This is a genomic window from Kitasatospora sp. NPDC048286 (assembly GCF_043201735.1).
Classification (GTDB): domain Bacteria; phylum Actinomycetota; class Actinomycetes; order Streptomycetales; family Streptomycetaceae; genus Kitasatospora.
Genome location: NZ_JBICZE010000001.1, coordinates 485,241 through 500,069 on the forward strand (window position 1 = coordinate 485,241; position 14,829 = coordinate 500,069).

Below are 14,829 nucleotides of genomic sequence, written 5' to 3' on the forward strand. Positions count from 1 at the left end.
ACCCGGGGTCTTCGGGTGGTACTGCTTCCCGCGGGTGGTGCGGGATGGTGCGGGTACTGCGGGTGGTGCTGTTCCGGGTGGTGCTGTTCCGGGTGGGCGGCGAGCCCGGGGGGAGTCGCTCGCCGCCCACCCGGAGTTCTCGGGGTTACCTCTCGGCCGACTGCTGGTTCTCGGACCGGTCGGGCTTGCTCGGGCGGACGTCCTGCGTGCCGGGGACGGTCGGGGCGGGCGGGAGGGTGACGCCGGACTTGCCCGGCCTGGTGCCGGCGCCGCCGGTGTCCTGGCCGTTGCCGTTGCCGCCGCCGTCGGCGTTGCCGTCTCCGGCGCCGCCGCTTCCGTTGCCGTTGCCGCTGCCACCGGTCCGGCCGCCGTCGCTGTTGCCCTTGCCCGCTCCCGCACCGGGCACGGTGCCGGGGCGGCCGGGCCCCCGCGTCGAGGTGGTGGCGCCCTGGTGGTCGCCGTCCTCGTCGCCGATCGCGGCCTTGCAGTAGTCCGTCACCTGGTCCGCGCCGCCGGCCGCCGTGACCAGCGGGCCGTACAGCGGGTCGCCGACCAGCTTGCTCGGGCGCTCGCCCTTGGCCGCTCGGTCGGTGAAGCCGGTGCAGAGACCGAGCAGCGCGGGCGGGGCGGCGGTTCGCAGGCCGCGCCCCTCGGCCGAGGGGGTGCCGGGCGTCGTGGGATCGGACGGGACGACCGCCTGCGGTCCGCCGGACGGACGGGCGGCGCCGGACGTCACGGCACCGAACGGGGCCACGCCCGCGGACGGACCGACGGTCGACGAGCCCGGCACGGGACCGCCGGCCGCGTCCCCACCCGCGAGCCCGTGCTCCGGCGCGGACGGGCCGCCGCCCAGCGGGGACGGCAGGTTGCCGGTTCCGGCGGCGACGGCGACCCCGCACAGCGCGGTGGTGCCGAGCACGACGGCAGTGGCCTTCGTGCTGAAGGCCCTGGCCAGCGCGGCGGTTGCCATCGATCGTCTCCGGACGGGGGTCACTGTCGGGTCGGGCGCGAGACTCGCCTTCCGGAACGCGGCCAGGGCGGCCTCCTCCCCGGCCAGTTCCTCGACCGTCGCGGGAGCGGCGGCCGCGGCGAGCACCCGGGCGAGCTGCCCGGGACCGCCGTCCGGTCCGGTGAGCGAGGCGTCCTGCCCGGCCGACGGGCCGCCCACGGCACCGCCGAGCAGCTGCTCGGCGGCATCACGGTCGATCCGACGGGATCGGTTGGTGCTCATCTCATGTCCTTCAGCGTCGCGGCCCGGCGTTCTGTCACACCCTGCGGAGAACTTTTTTTCGCGGGTTTCCCCGTGGGTCGCCCGGCGGCCTCGCCCGCGCTCACTCCGGCGGCTGTTCCGGGGGCGGTCCCGGCAGTGGTTCCGGCGGCCGTTCCGGCGGTTTCGGGCCCCGTACCGGCCTCGGCGCGGGCCGCCCGTCCGCCAGCCCGGGCAGCCGGGATGCCGCCCCCGGACGCGAGCGGCTCGACCAGCTTGGCCAGCCGCCGCAACCCCCGGTGGGCGGCCATCCGGACGCTGCCGGCCCGCTTGCCGAGCACCCGGGCGGCGCTCTCCGCGTCCAGCTCCATGACCACTCTCAGCAGCACGGCCTCGGCCTGGTCGCGCGGCAGCCGGGAGATCAGGGCCAGCGCGTCGGCGGTGCCGACCGTGGTCAGCGCGGCCCGCGCGGTGTCGTCCCCCGCCGCCAGCTCGGCCAACTGTTCGACGGGCAGGTCGGCGACCGGACGGCGACGCCGGGCGCGCAGGTGGTCGAGGGCGCGGTGGCGGGCGACGGTGGCGGCCCAGCCGCGGAAGGCGTCCCCGTCCCCGGAGAAGCCGCGCAGGTCCCGGGAGATCTGCAGCCAGGCCTCGGACGCGATGTCCTCGGCGTCCTGCGCGTCCTCCGGCCGACCTCCGACCAGCACCCGCAGGTAGCGCAGCAGGCCCGGCTGCACCGTCCGGAACAGCAGCCGGAACGCCTCCTCGTCCCCGCCCTGCGCGGCCCGGACCGCCTCGGTCAGGTCGGGGCGGGCGGAGGCCGGGCCCGGTGGCGGGCCGTCGGGTGGTACTGGTCCGGACCGGCCGACGGGGCCGTCGGTGCCCGCTCCGGGGCGCTCTGCACTCTGCACCCGCCACATGATGCGCCATTCGGGCGAACACTTCGGCTCCGGCCGAACGACCGGCGCGACCGGGGCCAAGGTCCCGAGGACTGCTGCCGTTCGCCCACGGCCCGGGCGGGCCCGTCCGCCCTACGTTGTCGGTAGGCGAAGCAACCCGGCCGCCGCCGCACCCGGACGCCGGGTTCGACGGCACTCCCGGCCCGCCACCGCGACCCCGCCCCGTTCGAGGGCGCACGCACGACCCGTACCGGCCCCGGTCGCACACCCCTCCCGGGTTTGGGCCGGCCCTCCGGAGACCAGCACCGACGGGGAACTCCCACCGGCGGGCCTCTCCCCCAGCGCAGGGGCCCGTCCCCGGCGGAGAGCACCACCGACGGGGCGCGGCTCCCCGGCGGGGACCGCCACCGGCAGCACGACGAGCAGGGAAAGACCACGATGACGACCGCCCACGAGCTCCACGAGCACCACGGGCTCCACGCGAAGGGCCTGCGCGAGCACCTCGCACCCGCCCTGCGCGCCCTGGGCCTCACCGGGTGGCGCCGGACCTTCAGCCTGCCGGACGCGAGCCACTGGCTGCTGCTCGGCCTGGTCGAGCGCCCCGCCGCCGACCGGGTGCCCTTCACCTTCGACCTCTCCGTGGTCCGCCGCACCGACTGGGCCGTCGCGGACCTCCCCGGGCACCGGCCCGACCCGCGCACCCGGTACGGCATCGAGACCTGGCGGGCCCGGATCGGCGAGGTGCTGCCGGTCGGCGAGGACGTCTGGTGGGAGGTGCTGCCCGGGCCGCGCTGGCAGCTCCCGCTGGACGACGCCGTCGCCGCCGTCCGCCACTACGGCCTGCCGGAGCTGCGGCGCCGGGCCGAGGCGGACCGCGCCCCCACCGGGGAGACCTACCTGCTCCCCGCCGAGCTGGAGGCGGTCAACGCCGCGCTGCTGACCGCCTCGGTGGCCCGGGTGCAGCGCGCCGAGCTGGCCGACCAGGCACTGGTGCTGACCGGCGCCTGGACCTCGGGCGACGGCGTCGCCCGGACCGTCCTGGCCGGGGTCGCCCGGGGCTTCCTGTCCGCCGGGGACGAGCGCTTCGGCACCGTCCGCTGCCTGGACACCCTGGGCCGCGAGCTGTGGACCTTCCCCGTCGGGGAGTAGCCCCCGGGGGCACCCCACTTCCCGGGCAAGGCAGGGAAAGCAGCAGGTCGGAGGCGGTGTCACGGCGCGCACCATGACAACTGTCACGCGGATGACGCAACGGACGGCACTGCTCTGACGGAGGGTCCGGCGGAAAGACTGGAGGCACGACGCGGGCAGTGGCCCGCGGCCACCAGCCGGGGAGGAACCCACCGTGAGCCAGACCGTCAGTGCCGCCGCCGTCACCAGCACCGCCGCTCCCGTCCTGGCCGTCACCGCCGCCCACGCCAAGACGCCCAACCCGCTGGTCTCCGGGCTCCGCCCGCTCGCCCTCGACGTGGCCGCGCCGCTGGCCGGCTACTACCTGCTGCACTCGGCCCTCGGCCTGAGCGAGTTCGCCGCGCTGGCCTGGAGCAGCGCCTTCCCGGCCGCCCGGACCGTCCTCGGCCTGCTGGGCGAGCGCAGGCTGAACCTGTGGGCCGCCCTGATGCTGACCGTCAACCTGGCGGGCCTGGCGCTGACCTTCGTCACCGGCGACGCCCGACTGATGATCGCCAAGGGCGGCGGCCTGAGCGGCACCGTGGCGCTGGCGATCCTGGTCTCCGCGCTGATCGGCCGGCCGGTGATGACCCCGATGCTGATGCCCTTCCTCACCAAGGGCCGGACGGAGCACGCCGCCGCCTGGCAGCGGCTGGTCGAGGGCCGGGCGGCCGGATCGCGGGCGTTCCGCCGCCACGAGCGGCTGTTCTCGGGCATCTGGGGCACCGCGCTGCTGACCGAGTGCGCGGCCCGGGTGGTCGGCGCCTTCACCCTGCCGGTGTCGACCATGGCCTGGCTGTCCACCGTCCTCATGATCGGCGCGATCGTGGCCGGTTCGATGCTCGGCCAGATCGCGGTCGAGCCGATGGAGCGGCTGGTCCGCGCCGAGGCCGAGGCCCCGACCGCCGCCTGAGCGCGCCGCACCCTCCCCTCCCCGTCGCTCCCCTCCCCGCGGCTCCCCTCCCCTCCGGCTTCGCTGAACAGCCGGTTCCGAGGACTCGAACAGCGAGGAACCATCCGGATCCCCCGGGAGTCGTTCATAACGAGGGGGTAACGGGACCCCCGACCGAGGAAAACGGGGACCCCATGAACCGGACGACGTACGCGCCGAGCAGCACCGAGGAACGCACCCTCGTCTGGGACGGCTGCCTGAACGTCCGCGACCTGGGCGGGCTGCCCACCGCCGCCGGCCGGCTCACCGCCCGCGGCGCGATGGTCAGGGCGGACAACCTGGACCGCCTCACCGCCGAGGGCTGGGACGCCCTCCTCGACCACGGCGTCCGCACCGTGGTCGACCTGCGCAACACCGAGGAGTACAAGCCGCTCCTCCCGCTCCCCGAGGACGTCGAGCTGGTCCGCGTCCCGCTGGACGAACTGGCCGGCCCCGCCTGGTGGGAGGCCCACGGACGACTGGACGGCACCCCGCTCGCGCTCCGCCCGTACCTGGACCACTGCCCGCACGCCGCCGCCGCGCTGGTCTCCGTGATCGCCGGCGCCCGCCCCGGTGGCGTGGTCGTGCACTGCGGCGCCGGCCGTGACCGCACCGGCCTGGCCACCCTCCTGCTGCTCTCCCTGGCCGGGGTCGACCGGGCCGCGATCACCGAGGACTACCTGATGAGCGGCCCCAACATCCGCCCGCTGTACGGGATGCTGGGCCTGCCCGACCCGTACCGCCGGATCGACACGGTGCTCGCCGAGGCCGGGACCACCGCCGAGGCCGCCCTGGCCGCCGCGCTCGACGGGTTCGACCCGGTCGGCTACCTGCTCGCGGCCGGCGTCACGCCCGAGCGGATCGCCGCCGTCCGGGAGCGGCTGCTGCCCGCCGCGTAGCGCGGGCCGCCGGAGCCCCTTCGGCGCGTCGGGACTCGTGAAAAGACCTTCGAAACCATCGTCAACCGATGGTTGACGATCCTCGGATCGACAACCTACGGTTGACGCATGGAGAATCCCGTTGTTCCCAACACCACTCCGCTGCGCCTCGACGACCTGATCGCCGCGATCAAGCAGGTCCACACCGACGCGCTCGACCAGCTCTCCGACGCGGTCATCGCCGCCGACCACCTCGGCGAACTCGCCGACCACCTCATCGGCCACTTCGTCGACCAGGCCCGCCGCTCCGGCGCCTCCTGGACCGACATCGGCCGCAGCATGGGCGTCAGCAAGCAGGCCGCCCAGAAGCGCTTCGTCCCCAAGGACCCGGGCACCCCGAACGACCTCGACCCGAGCCAGGGCTTCAGCCGGTTCACCCCCCGGGCCCGCAAGGTCGTGGTGGCCTCGCAGGAGGAGGCCCGGAAGGCGAGCAACGCCGAGATCACCCCGGTGCACGTGCTGCTCGGCCTGCTCGCCGAGCCCGAGGGCATCGCGATCAAGGCGCTCGCCGCCCAGGGCGTCACCCCGGAAGCCGTCCGCACGGCGGCCACCGCCGCGCTGCCGACCGCCGTCGAGCAGACGGTGCCCGCGCTGATCCCCTACGACGCCCAGGGCAAGAAGGTGATGGAGCTGACCTTCCGCGAGGCGCTCAAGCTCGGGCACAACTACGTCGGCACCGAGCACCTCCTGCTCGCGCTGCTGGAACTGGAGAACGGCCAGGGCGTGCTGGCCGGGCTGAAGGTGGACAAGGCCAAGACGGAGGCCTTCGTCTCCGAGGCGATCGCCGCCATCATCGCCGCCCGGAACCCGGAGTCCGAGTCGCAGGAGTGAGTCGCCCCCGATGTCCTGACCCGGGCGCGACGACCGCCCGGGGCAGGGCACTTGCGCTGCGGCTGCGGCTGCGGCGTCCGCTTCGGTGTCCCGCGCGCGCTTCCGCGTGCGCTTCCGCGTCCGCGTCCGCTCAGAACCCGGAGACGTTGGTGGTGACGATCCGGACCCGGCCGGCCTCCGCCGCCTCCAGCGCCGCCCGCAGCCGGGCCGAACGGGCCGGCCCGAGCAGGCCCATGGCCTCCTCGGTCGACACCCAGCGGTAGTCGTCCAGCTCACCGGCCGGGACGGTCACGGGGGTGTCGTCCGGGACGGTGCCGAAGTCGAACAGGAAGTGCTGGGCGGGGTGGTCGAGTTCGGCCGAGGCATGGGTCCAGGAGATGGCCAGCAGCTCGCCCGCCTCCTGGACGATGCCGGTCTCCTCCTCCAACTCCCGTACGGCGCACTCGACCGGGCCCTCCCCGAGGTCGATCGTGCCGCCCGGGAACTGCCAGTGCTCGCGGTACCCGGCCTTCACGATCAGGATCCGGCCGGACTCGTCCCGCAGCAGGCAGCCCGCCGCCGCGTAGATCCGGGGCAGGGACGCCAGCCACTCCTCGCGGGACTTCAAGGGCTCGGTCGTCACGGTGCTCCTCCTGGGGCAGGGTGGGTTCGGTCGCCCCCACTCTGCCACCCGACCGATGACTCCCGGCCGCCTCAACGGTCCTATCCGCCATGGACACCATGACGACCGCACCGCGCCGTAGCGCCCTCCTGACCTGCGACCTGGGCGCACTCACCGCCCCCGACCTGGCCGTCGTCGACGCGCTCGCCCGGCTACGGCTGGCCGCCGCCCGACACGGGGTGGCCGTGGTGCTACGGAACGTCGGCGGCCCGCTGCGCGAACTGCTGGCGTTCAGCGGGCTCTCGGCACTGCTGCCGGGCCCGGCCGACCTCGCCGACCTGCCGGGCCTGCCGGGCCTCCCGGACCTGCCGGAGCTGCCGGAGCTACCCGGCGGCGGGCTCGGCCGGCACGGCGGGCTCGGCGGACTCGGCGTCGAGCCGGGGCGGGAGGCCGAAGAGCGGGAAGAGCACGTCGGTGTCCAGGAAGTTGGTGAAGCCGGTGATCTTGTCCCCTGACACCTCCGGCACGATCAGCGCCCACGGTTCGTGCCCGCCCTCCGGGCTCGGCCGGTACTGGCCGAAGGCCGGCCCGCCGTTGGCCGTCACCGGGAGCAGCCGGGAACCGCGGCAGCCGTGCCCGGGGCCCAGCATCCACTCCCGGAGCTCGTCCCGACCGCGCAGCCACATCGCGAACGGCGGCATGTTGAGCGTGACGTCCTCGTGCAGCAGCGCGGCGAGGCCGTCCATGTCGTACGCCTCGAAGGCGCGGACGTAGCGGTCCAGCAGCGCGCGGTGCTCCTCGTCCAGCTCCGGGGCCGGCCGGACCGCCGAGCCGTCGGCGGCGAGCCCCGCCCGGGCACGCTGGAGCGCGCTGTTGACCGAGGCCACCGTGACGCCCAGCAGTTCGGCCACCTCCGCGGCCTTCCAGCCGAGCACCTCGCGCAGGATCAGCACCGCCCGCTGCCGGGGTGCGAGGCGCTGGAGCACGGCGACGAAGGCCAGCTTCACCGACTCGCGCTGGGCCGCCACGTCCGCCGGATCCCCCGTCTCGGACAGCACCCGGCCGTCCGGCGCCGGGCCGATCCACGTCACCTCGGGCAGTTGGGTGTCGTACGCGGTGGCCACCGTGACCGGCCCGGCCAGATCCATCGGCCGGGCCCGGCTGTTGCGGCCGTTCAACGCGTCCAGGCAGACGTTGGTGGCTATTCGGTACAGCCAGGAGCGCAGCGCGGACCGCCCCTCGAAGCCCCCGTGCCCGCGCCAGGCGCGGACCATCGTCTCCTGCACGGCGTCCTCGGCCTCGAAGACCGAGCCGAGCATGCGGTAGCAGTAGCCGGTCAGCTCGGTGCGGTACCGCTCCAGCTGGAGCTCGACCGGCTCCTCCGTGATCACGTCGGTCATGGTGCGCCCCGCCCCCGTCGTCCTGCCGTGCCGTGTGCCCTGGTGAACGGGAGGAACGTAGCGCACAGCACTGACAACCGCCCCTCCGGCACCACGCGGCCCAGCGGGGGCGAGGGTGGCGGTGGCGGTCCTCCTCGCGGCCCGACCCGGCAAGGCCCCTGACCGCGCGTCAGGGGCGGGCGGCCACGAACCGGCCGCCCGCCCCGCGGTGTGCCGCGACTCAGTGGGCGGAGTGCTTCTCCGCGCCGCGGTGCCGGTGCCCCTTGAGCTCGGCGTGCATCGCCGGGGTCGCGTGCATCGTCGTGCCCGGCGCGTCCCTTCCGCCGTGCCGGAAGGCCCCGCCGGCGCCGAACCCGGCGGCGGCGTGGGTCATCGCGCCGGCGCTCGGCTCCGGTGCCAGCCGGGTGGGCGGGCTCGCCATGCCCCGGCGCTCCAGCAGTTCCTGCGTTCCCTGGCGGAACTTGGCGGTACTGCCGGGCATTCGCTTGGTCATCGTCGACCTCCCTTCGTCGGCCACCGGCCGGACGGATGCCGGCCGGAGGGGCCACACGGGCGTTATGTCCGGATTTTATCCGGGTTGCGGGGCCACGCCACCGCAGAGAAGCCGTGCGGGGAGGGGAGAGCGCCTCAGTCGCCTCAGTCTCCTCAGCCGCCTCAGCCCATGAGCTCGTGGACGAAGCACCAGCGCCAGTCCTCCCCCGGCTCGTACGAGCGGATCACCGGGTGGGAGGTGTTGTGGAAGTGCGCGGTGGCGTGCCGCTGCGGCGAGAAGTCGCAACAGCCGACATGCCCGCAGTCCAGGCAGATCCGCAGGTGCACCCAGTCCCGACGGCCCTGCGCCAGGCAGTCGGCGCAGCCGTCCGCGGGCGGCCGGGGCTCGATGTTCCGAGGGGCCAGAGCGAGGTCTTCGCAGGCGCTCATGACTGAAGGCTATGCCGCCCCGGTGCGGGGCGCCCGCTCTGGGCGAGGGGCGCGGCGCCGGCCCGGGGCGCCGGCTGGTCGCGACGGCCGATGGCGACGGCCGGTGGCGACGGCACCGGTCGAAATCCGCGCCACCCGGCGGCAGTTCGCCCACCGGGGCGCGCCCGGGTCCGGGTCCTCCCGGCGCGGTCCGGCGACGGTCCCGGCAGGGCGTCCCGGGGGCGATCCCGCCGATCCCCCTGCCCCCCGATGATCCACCCCTCCCGCACCGCCGACGCCACCGGCCCGACAGGCGTGGCGCCCGTCCCGGGGACAGTGCCGAATCCCCGCTCCGTGCCCACGGACGGCATGGGAGCATGCCATCCGTGGCGATCGTGACGGGGAGAACGAACGGCGACACCGGCGGCGACCCCGGCGGTGCGCCCGCGCGGCAGCGCGGCGCGGGGACGCGGGACGGCGACAACAGCGGCGCCGACGTCAGAAGCGGCAGCCGCGACACCGGGGCCCCGGCCGGCGGCAGCGCCGCACGGGCCACCACCCGGATACCCGGGCAGAGCGGCGGCGGCCGGTTCCGGACCCGCCCGCTGCCCGCCACCAGTCGGGTCCGGCAGCCCGTCGCCCTGATCAGGCTGCTCGGCGGCCTGTTCGCCATCGCCCTCACCCTGTTGCTCGCCGACTACGCCCGCGCCACCACCAGCGGCATCGCCGCCGACGTCGCCGAGGCGGCCGCGCTGGTGCCGCGCCCGCTGTCGGGCCTGGCCGCCGGGCTCACCACCGCCGCCGTCCTGCTGCTCCCGGTCGGCCTCGCCGTCCGCCGCCTGCTGGGCCCCGACCGGCGGCGCGCCCTCCAACAGGTCTCCGACGGGCTGCTCGCCGCCGTCCTCGCCTACGGCGCCACCCTCGGCCTCGGCCTGTGGGCCGACGACCTCGCCCCGGTCTCGCTGCTCACCGCGCTCACCCAGCCACCGCCCAGCGGCGGGCTGGGGCACACCGAACCCGTCTACGGCTACCTCGCGCCCGTCCTCGCCTTCATGACCGCCTCCGGCAGCCGGGAACGCCGCCTGTCCTGGACCGTCCTCGCCCTCTCCGGCCTCGCCGGGCTGACCGGCGGGTACGCCACCCCCACCGCGCTCCTGCTCGGGCTGCTGATCGGCTGGACCGGCGCCCACGGCACCCTGTACGCCGTCGGCACCCCCGACCCCTGCCCACTACCCGGCGAGGTCCTGCGCGCCCTACGCGACAGCGGCCTGCGCCCGGTCGAGGCCAAGCCGGCCGGACCCGACCGCTACCGGGTCCGGCAGGCCGACGGCCTCCCCGAGCTCGACGTCCAGATCCTCGACCGGCAGGCCGTCACCGCGGCCGCCGTCCAGCGCGCCTGGCGCCGACTGCGCCTGCGCACCGCCCCCGACCCGCGCGTCCTGCGCTCCCCGCGCACCGGGCTGGAGCACGAGGCACTCGTCACCTACGCGGCCCTCGCGGCCGGCGTCCGCACCCGCCGCATCGCGGCCACCGCCGGCCTCGGCCAGGACACCGCCCTCATCGCGTACGAGCGGCTGGCCGGACGCACCCTGGACGAACTCGCCGACGAGGAGATCACCGACGATCTGCTCACCGACGCCTGGCGGCAGCTCGCCCTGCTCCAGCGCCGCGAGATCGCCCACCGCGCCCTCGTCCCCTCCTCCCTGCTGATCGACGACTCCGGCGCGGTACACCTGGTCGACTTCGCCGACGGCGACATCGCCGCCACCGAACTCGTCCTCTGCTGCGACCTCGCCCAGCTCCTCACCACCCTCGCCCTGCGCGCCGGCGCCGCCCGCTCCGTCCACACGGCCACCGCCGTCCTCGGCCCCGACCCCGTCGGCGCCGCCCTCCCGCTCCTCCAGCCCATCGCCCTCACCCACACCACCCGCCGCGCCCTCAAGCAGCACGCGAAGCACGCTGCCGCCGGGGCGGCCGGGGGCACGGGTGCGGTGAAGGACGCCCACGCGGCCGGCGGCGCGGCCGCAGGGGCGGCCGGGGGCGCAGGAACCGGCGCGGGCGCGGGCGCGGTGAACGACGCAGGCACGACCGGCGACGTGGCCGGGGGCGTCGGCACGGCCACCCTCGCGGCCCCGCGCGGACACGAGGCAAGCGACGCGGAAACAGCCACCGTCACGGCCGGGCACGACAACGCAGCCGACACCGACGCGGCCGACCTCGACGCCCGCGCGGCCAGCGACGCGGCCGGGGACACCGGCACAATCACCGTCGCGGTCCCGCGCGAGCGCGAGGCACGCGGCGCGGGCGCGGCAACCGTCACGGCCGGGCGCGACGACGCCGGCGCGACGGATCGCGACGCCCGCACAGCCGGCGGCGCGGCCGGAGGCACCGTCGCCGTCCCACGCAAACGCGAGGACGCCGACGCAGCGGACCGTGACGCCCGCGCGGCCGGGGGCACCGTCGCCGCCCCGGCAGGCGACGGGTCCAGCGCCCGCGCCGACGCCCGCCCGGAGCCCGGCCCGGAGGCCCCCGCCGCCACGCCCGGTGGCCTGCTCGACGAGATCCGCGCGGAGGTCCTGCGCACCCGCCCGCAGGTGGTGGGCCGGCCGGTGCGACTGGAGCGGTTGCGGCCGCGGACGCTGCTGGTCGTGGTGGGTGGGGTGATGGCCGGGTGGCTGTTGCTCCCGCAGTTGTTCGCCGCGGAGGACAACCCGGTCTCCGCCCTGGCGGACGCCGATCCCTGGTGGCTGCTGCTGGCGGTGCTGGCGGCCGCGACCAGCCACGTCGCGGCGGCCATGGGCTTCGTCGGTTTCGTTCCGGAGCGGCTGGACTTCCGCAACGCGGTGCTGGCGCAGGTGGCCGGGTCGTTCGTGAAGCTGGTGTCGCCGGGCGGTGTCGGCGGGATCGCGCTGAACACCCGGTTTTTGCAGCGGGCCGGGATCCCGACCGCCCAGGCGCTGTCCAGCGTCGGCGTGGGGAACCTGATCGGGCTGGCGCTGCACCTGTTGCAGCTCGGCGCCTTCGTCTACCTGGTGGACTTCGCGCCGGGCAGCTCCGAACTGGACGCGCTGTCCGCGGTGGTCGGCGGGCTGGCGGGTGCGGTCGCGCTGCTCGCGGTGGTGTCGGCGATCCCGGTGGCGCGGCGATGGCTGGCGACGCGGCTGCGGCCGCTGACGGCGGAGGTGCTGCCGCGGCTGCTGGACCTGCTGCGCAGCCCTTCCCGGCTGGCGGTGGGGGTGACCGGCCAGCTGCTGGTGTCGCTCTGCCTGATCGCCTGCCTGTACTGCAGTGTCCGGGCGATCGGCCGGGAGCCGTCGTTCGCCGCGGTCGCGGTGGTGTTCCTGGTGGGCAACGCGGTGGGCAGCGCGGCACCGACCCCGGGCGGGGCCGGCGCGGTGGACGGGATGCTGCTCGGGCTGCTCCAGCAGACCGCGTCGATGGAGCGGGGCGGCGAGCTGGCCGCGGTGGCGCTGTACCGACTGCTGACGCTGATCCTGCCGGTGCTGCCGGGGTGGGCGGCCTTCGTCTGGTTGCAACGCCGCCGGGCCCTGTAGCCGCCGGGGGGCACTCGCCCGCTACTCCCGGTACTCCTCCTCGTCGTGCCGCACCGGCCGGGTCTGTTCCACGACGTCGGCGACGTTGGTCGCCGGGTCCGCGCCGAGGGCCCGGCGCTCGGCCACCTCGTCGTAGGTGTCGCCCTCGGATGCCTTCTCGTCGGGCTCGACGGTCTCGGTGGTCTCCTCGATCAGGTATTCCTCGTGCTGTTCCTGCGGCATGGCATCCGTCCTCACTGTTCGGAGGCCTTCACGGGCCCGGCTGGCGGTACTGGCAGTATCCGCCGCCCGGCGCCCGGACGCGACGTGCCGACACTGCTCCGGCGTGTTGCCGGGGCTTGCGGGATTCCCCGGCCGACCGGGCGGATTGACCCACGAAACCACCTCCTGAATGACCCAGAGAGGGGGTTCATTTCGCACCTAGGGTCGTAGCCATGACGACGAACGAGAACACCGTGACCGCCCGGGCCGCCGAGATCACCGAGGCCCCCGCCCGCCTCGAGTACGCCCGCACCGTCCCCAAGGTGTTCCGCGCGATGATCGCCCTGGACGCCGCCGCCCGCGAGGGCCTGGACCCCGCCCTGGTCGAGCTCGTCCAGATGCGCACCTCCCAGCTGAACGGCTGCGCGTACTGCCTGGACATGCACGCCAAGGACGCCCGCAAGGCCGGCGAGACCGACGAGCGGATCTACCTGCTGCCGGTCTGGCCGGAGGCCCCGGCCGGGGTGTACACCGAGCGCGAGCGGGCCGCCCTGGCGCTGGCCGAGGAGATCACCCGGATCGGCGGTGGCGTCTCGGACGCGGTGTACGCCCGGGCCGCCGCGCACTTCGGGGAGGCCGAGCTGGCGCAGCTGATCTCGGTCTGCTTCACGATCAACGCCTGGAACCGCATCAACGTGGCCACCCGCAAGACCCCCGGCACCGCCTGACCGCACCACCCGGCCGCAGCTCCGTCCGGGGCGGCGGCCGGAGCGGCGAGCGGGGTGGCGAGCGGGGCGGCGGCCGGAACGCCGTCCGGGCCACCGGGGGTACGATCGGTGCCGTACAAAGGGCTAACCCACACCCACCCGGTGGCCCCGAGGCCCATACGAACGACGGGGAAATCATGTCCGGCTCGCACTACTTCACCGGTGCACCCGAGGTCGCCAGCGACCGCCGGCCGATCACGGTCTCCCTCCCGGACCTCACCCTGGAACTGACCACCGACACCGGGGTGTTCTCCCGCAGCCGGCTCGACCCGTGCACCCGGATCCTGCTGGAGCACGCCCCGCAGCCGCGGGTGCGCGGCCCGATCCTGGACATCGGCTGCGGCTACGGTCCGATCGCCCTGACCTGGGCGAGCCGCCGCAAGCGCCTCCCGGTCTGGGCGGTGGACGTCAACGAGCGCGCCCTGGAGCTGGTCCGGCTGAACGCCGAGGCGCTGGGGCTCGGCAACGTCCAGGCCTCCCTGCCCGACGACGTCCCGGAGGACGTCCGCTTCGCCACCATCTACTCCAACCCGCCGATCCGGATCGGCAAGGCCGCGCTGCGCCGCCTGCTCACGCACTGGCTCGACCGGCTCACCCCGGACGGCTCGGCGTTCCTGGTGGTGCAGAAGCACCTGGGTTCGGACTCGCTCCAGAAGTGGCTGAACGAGCAGGGCTACCCGACCACCCGGGTCACATCGGTCAACGGGGTGCGGATCCTGGAAGCGCGGCCCCGCCCCGAGGTGGGCGAGGGCTCCGAGAGTGGACGAGGTACGACGACGTGAAGCAGCTGCGCGGGACCGAACTGAAGCGTCTGCACCGCTCGTGGCGGCGCAGCAACGAGTTCCGGCTCGCGATGATCCTGGAGAACCTCCAGTCGCCGTTCAACGTCGGCTCGGTGGTCCGCACCGGCGCGGCGATGGGCGCCGAGAAGCTGTACCTGGTCGGGGACACCCCGTCGGTGCGCTCGTCCGGCGCGCAGAAGGCGGCGATGGGTACCGACAAGTACCTGAAGGTGGAGCACTTCCCGACCGTCGCCGAGGCCGTGGCGGCGGCCAAGGCGGACGGCTACAAGGTCGTCGGCCTGGAGCTGGCGGACGAGGCGGTGCCGATGTTCGCCGCCGAGCTGACCCCGGCGGTGGCCTTCGTGCTCGGGCACGAGGACCGCGGGATCACGCCCGAGGCGCTGGCGCTGTGCGACCAGGTGGTGTTCGTGCCGCAGCTGGGCCGGGTCGGCTCGCTGAACGTCTCGGCGGCCGCGACGGTGGCCTGCTACGAGGCGCGCCGGCAGGGCTACGCGATCAGCGGCACCCCGGACGGCGACCTCGCGGGTGACCTCGGCGACGACGAGTAGCGAGCAGCCGACGAGCGGCGAGCAGCGAGCAGTCGAACAGGCGGGTCGCGCGGCCGGGTGGCCGCCCGAAGCGCGCGTGGAG

15 protein-coding genes and 1 pseudogene are annotated in these 14,829 nt (G+C 75.3%); 9 read left to right on the forward strand and 7 right to left on the reverse strand.

Going from position 1 to position 14,829, the window contains the following annotated elements; all coding sequences use genetic code 11:
* Window positions 1-145: 145 nt before the first annotated feature.
* Window positions 146-1,231: a hypothetical protein gene (locus ACGF13_RS02300; RefSeq protein WP_392868005.1), complete on the reverse strand. Its 1,086-nt coding sequence runs from the start codon at window positions 1,229-1,231 to the stop codon at window positions 146-148.
* Window positions 1,228-2,118 (reverse strand): RNA polymerase sigma factor, encoded by an 891-nt coding sequence (locus tag ACGF13_RS02305; RefSeq protein WP_392868008.1) that lies wholly within the window; start codon window positions 2,116-2,118, stop codon window positions 1,228-1,230. The genes ACGF13_RS02300 and ACGF13_RS02305 overlap by 4 nt, the downstream gene beginning before the upstream one ends.
* A gap of 426 nt (window positions 2,119-2,544) precedes the next feature.
* Between ACGF13_RS02305 and ACGF13_RS02310 the strand changes: the two genes are divergently transcribed.
* The 4 genes from ACGF13_RS02310 (at window position 2,545) to ACGF13_RS02325 (ending at window position 5,973) form a co-directional block, all read left to right on the forward strand.
* Window positions 2,545-3,255, forward strand: a complete 711-nt coding sequence (locus ACGF13_RS02310) for a hypothetical protein (protein ID WP_392868011.1) — start codon at window positions 2,545-2,547, stop codon at window positions 3,253-3,255.
* 193 nt (window positions 3,256-3,448) lie between these two features.
* Complete coding sequence (locus tag ACGF13_RS02315) at window positions 3,449-4,186, forward strand: VC0807 family protein (protein ID WP_392868014.1); 738 nt, start codon at window positions 3,449-3,451, stop codon at window positions 4,184-4,186.
* Between the two features lie 173 nt (window positions 4,187-4,359).
* Complete coding sequence (locus tag ACGF13_RS02320; RefSeq protein ID WP_392868016.1) at window positions 4,360-5,103, forward strand: tyrosine-protein phosphatase; 744 nt, start codon at window positions 4,360-4,362, stop codon at window positions 5,101-5,103.
* 108 nt (window positions 5,104-5,211) lie between these two features.
* Window positions 5,212-5,973 (forward strand): Clp protease N-terminal domain-containing protein, encoded by a 762-nt coding sequence (locus ACGF13_RS02325; RefSeq protein WP_392868019.1) that lies wholly within the window; start codon window positions 5,212-5,214, stop codon window positions 5,971-5,973.
* A 130-nt stretch (window positions 5,974-6,103) separates the two neighbouring features.
* Here ACGF13_RS02325 and ACGF13_RS02330 read toward each other — a convergent pair whose 3' ends face one another.
* On the reverse strand, window positions 6,104-6,595 hold the full coding sequence (locus tag ACGF13_RS02330; RefSeq protein WP_392868022.1) for an NUDIX domain-containing protein: 492 nt from the start codon (window positions 6,593-6,595) through the stop codon (window positions 6,104-6,106).
* 98 nt (window positions 6,596-6,693) lie between these two features.
* Between ACGF13_RS02330 and ACGF13_RS02335 the strand changes: the two are divergent.
* Window positions 6,694-6,864, forward strand: a pseudogene (locus ACGF13_RS02335) (hypothetical protein); the annotation flags it as partial.
* Between the two features lie 93 nt (window positions 6,865-6,957).
* Here ACGF13_RS02335 and ACGF13_RS02340 read toward each other — a convergent pair.
* The 3 genes from ACGF13_RS02340 to ACGF13_RS02350 form a co-directional block, all read right to left on the reverse strand.
* Window positions 6,958-7,974 carry a sigma-70 family RNA polymerase sigma factor gene (locus ACGF13_RS02340; RefSeq protein ID WP_392868025.1) on the reverse strand — a complete coding sequence of 339 codons (1,017 nt, stop codon included), beginning with the start codon at window positions 7,972-7,974 and terminating at the stop codon, window positions 6,958-6,960.
* Between the two features lie 220 nt (window positions 7,975-8,194).
* The gene (locus ACGF13_RS02345) at window positions 8,195-8,467 is read right to left on the reverse strand and encodes a hypothetical protein (protein WP_392868028.1); all 273 of its coding nucleotides are present in this window, start codon (window positions 8,465-8,467) and stop codon (window positions 8,195-8,197) included.
* Between the two features lie 161 nt (window positions 8,468-8,628).
* The gene (locus tag ACGF13_RS02350) at window positions 8,629-8,895 is read right to left on the reverse strand and encodes a UBP-type zinc finger domain-containing protein (protein WP_392868030.1); all 267 of its coding nucleotides are present in this window, start codon (window positions 8,893-8,895) and stop codon (window positions 8,629-8,631) included.
* A gap of 365 nt (window positions 8,896-9,260) precedes the next feature.
* On the opposite strand from ACGF13_RS02350, the gene ACGF13_RS02355 reads away from it, so the two are divergent.
* Window positions 9,261-12,428, forward strand: coding sequence for a lysylphosphatidylglycerol synthase domain-containing protein (locus tag ACGF13_RS02355; protein ID WP_392868032.1), 3,168 nt, complete (start codon window positions 9,261-9,263; stop codon window positions 12,426-12,428).
* 21 nt (window positions 12,429-12,449) lie between these two features.
* On the opposite strand, the gene ACGF13_RS02360 is transcribed toward ACGF13_RS02355, so the two are convergent.
* Window positions 12,450-12,650 carry a hypothetical protein gene (locus ACGF13_RS02360; RefSeq protein ID WP_392868035.1) on the reverse strand — a complete coding sequence of 67 codons (201 nt, stop codon included), beginning with the start codon at window positions 12,648-12,650 and terminating at the stop codon, window positions 12,450-12,452.
* A 212-nt stretch (window positions 12,651-12,862) separates the two neighbouring features.
* Here ACGF13_RS02360 and ACGF13_RS02365 point away from each other — a divergent pair, with 212 nt between their 5' ends.
* The 3 genes from ACGF13_RS02365 (at window position 12,863) to ACGF13_RS02375 (ending at window position 14,747) form a co-directional block, all read left to right on the forward strand.
* Entirely contained in the window at window positions 12,863-13,357 is a 495-nt protein-coding gene (locus ACGF13_RS02365; RefSeq protein WP_392868037.1) for a carboxymuconolactone decarboxylase family protein, read from the forward strand.
* Between the two features lie 176 nt (window positions 13,358-13,533).
* The gene (locus ACGF13_RS02370; protein WP_392868040.1) at window positions 13,534-14,178 is read left to right on the forward strand and encodes a class I SAM-dependent methyltransferase; all 645 of its coding nucleotides are present in this window, start codon (window positions 13,534-13,536) and stop codon (window positions 14,176-14,178) included.
* Window positions 14,175-14,747 carry a TrmH family RNA methyltransferase gene (locus ACGF13_RS02375; protein WP_392868042.1) on the forward strand — a complete coding sequence of 191 codons (573 nt, stop codon included), beginning with the start codon at window positions 14,175-14,177 and terminating at the stop codon, window positions 14,745-14,747. The genes ACGF13_RS02370 and ACGF13_RS02375 overlap by 4 nt, the downstream gene beginning before the upstream one ends.
* Window positions 14,748-14,829: the final 82 nt, after the last annotated feature.

Coding starts and splice junctions, on each gene's coding strand:
- ACGF13_RS02365 (WP_392868037.1), top strand. CDS start 12,863: ATGACGACGAACGAGAACACCGTGACCGCCCGGGCCGCCGAGATCACC.
- ACGF13_RS02300 (WP_392868005.1), bottom strand. CDS start 1,231: ATGAGCACCAACCGATCCCGTCGGATCGACCGTGATGCCGCCGAGCAG.
- ACGF13_RS02370 (WP_392868040.1), top strand. CDS start 13,534: ATGTCCGGCTCGCACTACTTCACCGGTGCACCCGAGGTCGCCAGCGAC.
- ACGF13_RS02325 (WP_392868019.1), top strand. CDS start 5,212: ATGGAGAATCCCGTTGTTCCCAACACCACTCCGCTGCGCCTCGACGAC.
- ACGF13_RS02310 (WP_392868011.1), top strand. CDS start 2,545: ATGACGACCGCCCACGAGCTCCACGAGCACCACGGGCTCCACGCGAAG.
- ACGF13_RS02340 (WP_392868025.1), bottom strand. CDS start 7,974: ATGACCGACGTGATCACGGAGGAGCCGGTCGAGCTCCAGCTGGAGCGG.
- ACGF13_RS02350 (WP_392868030.1), bottom strand. CDS start 8,895: ATGAGCGCCTGCGAAGACCTCGCTCTGGCCCCTCGGAACATCGAGCCC.
- ACGF13_RS02320 (WP_392868016.1), top strand. CDS start 4,360: ATGAACCGGACGACGTACGCGCCGAGCAGCACCGAGGAACGCACCCTC.
- ACGF13_RS02345 (WP_392868028.1), bottom strand. CDS start 8,467: ATGACCAAGCGAATGCCCGGCAGTACCGCCAAGTTCCGCCAGGGAACG.
- ACGF13_RS02360 (WP_392868035.1), bottom strand. CDS start 12,650: ATGCCGCAGGAACAGCACGAGGAATACCTGATCGAGGAGACCACCGAG.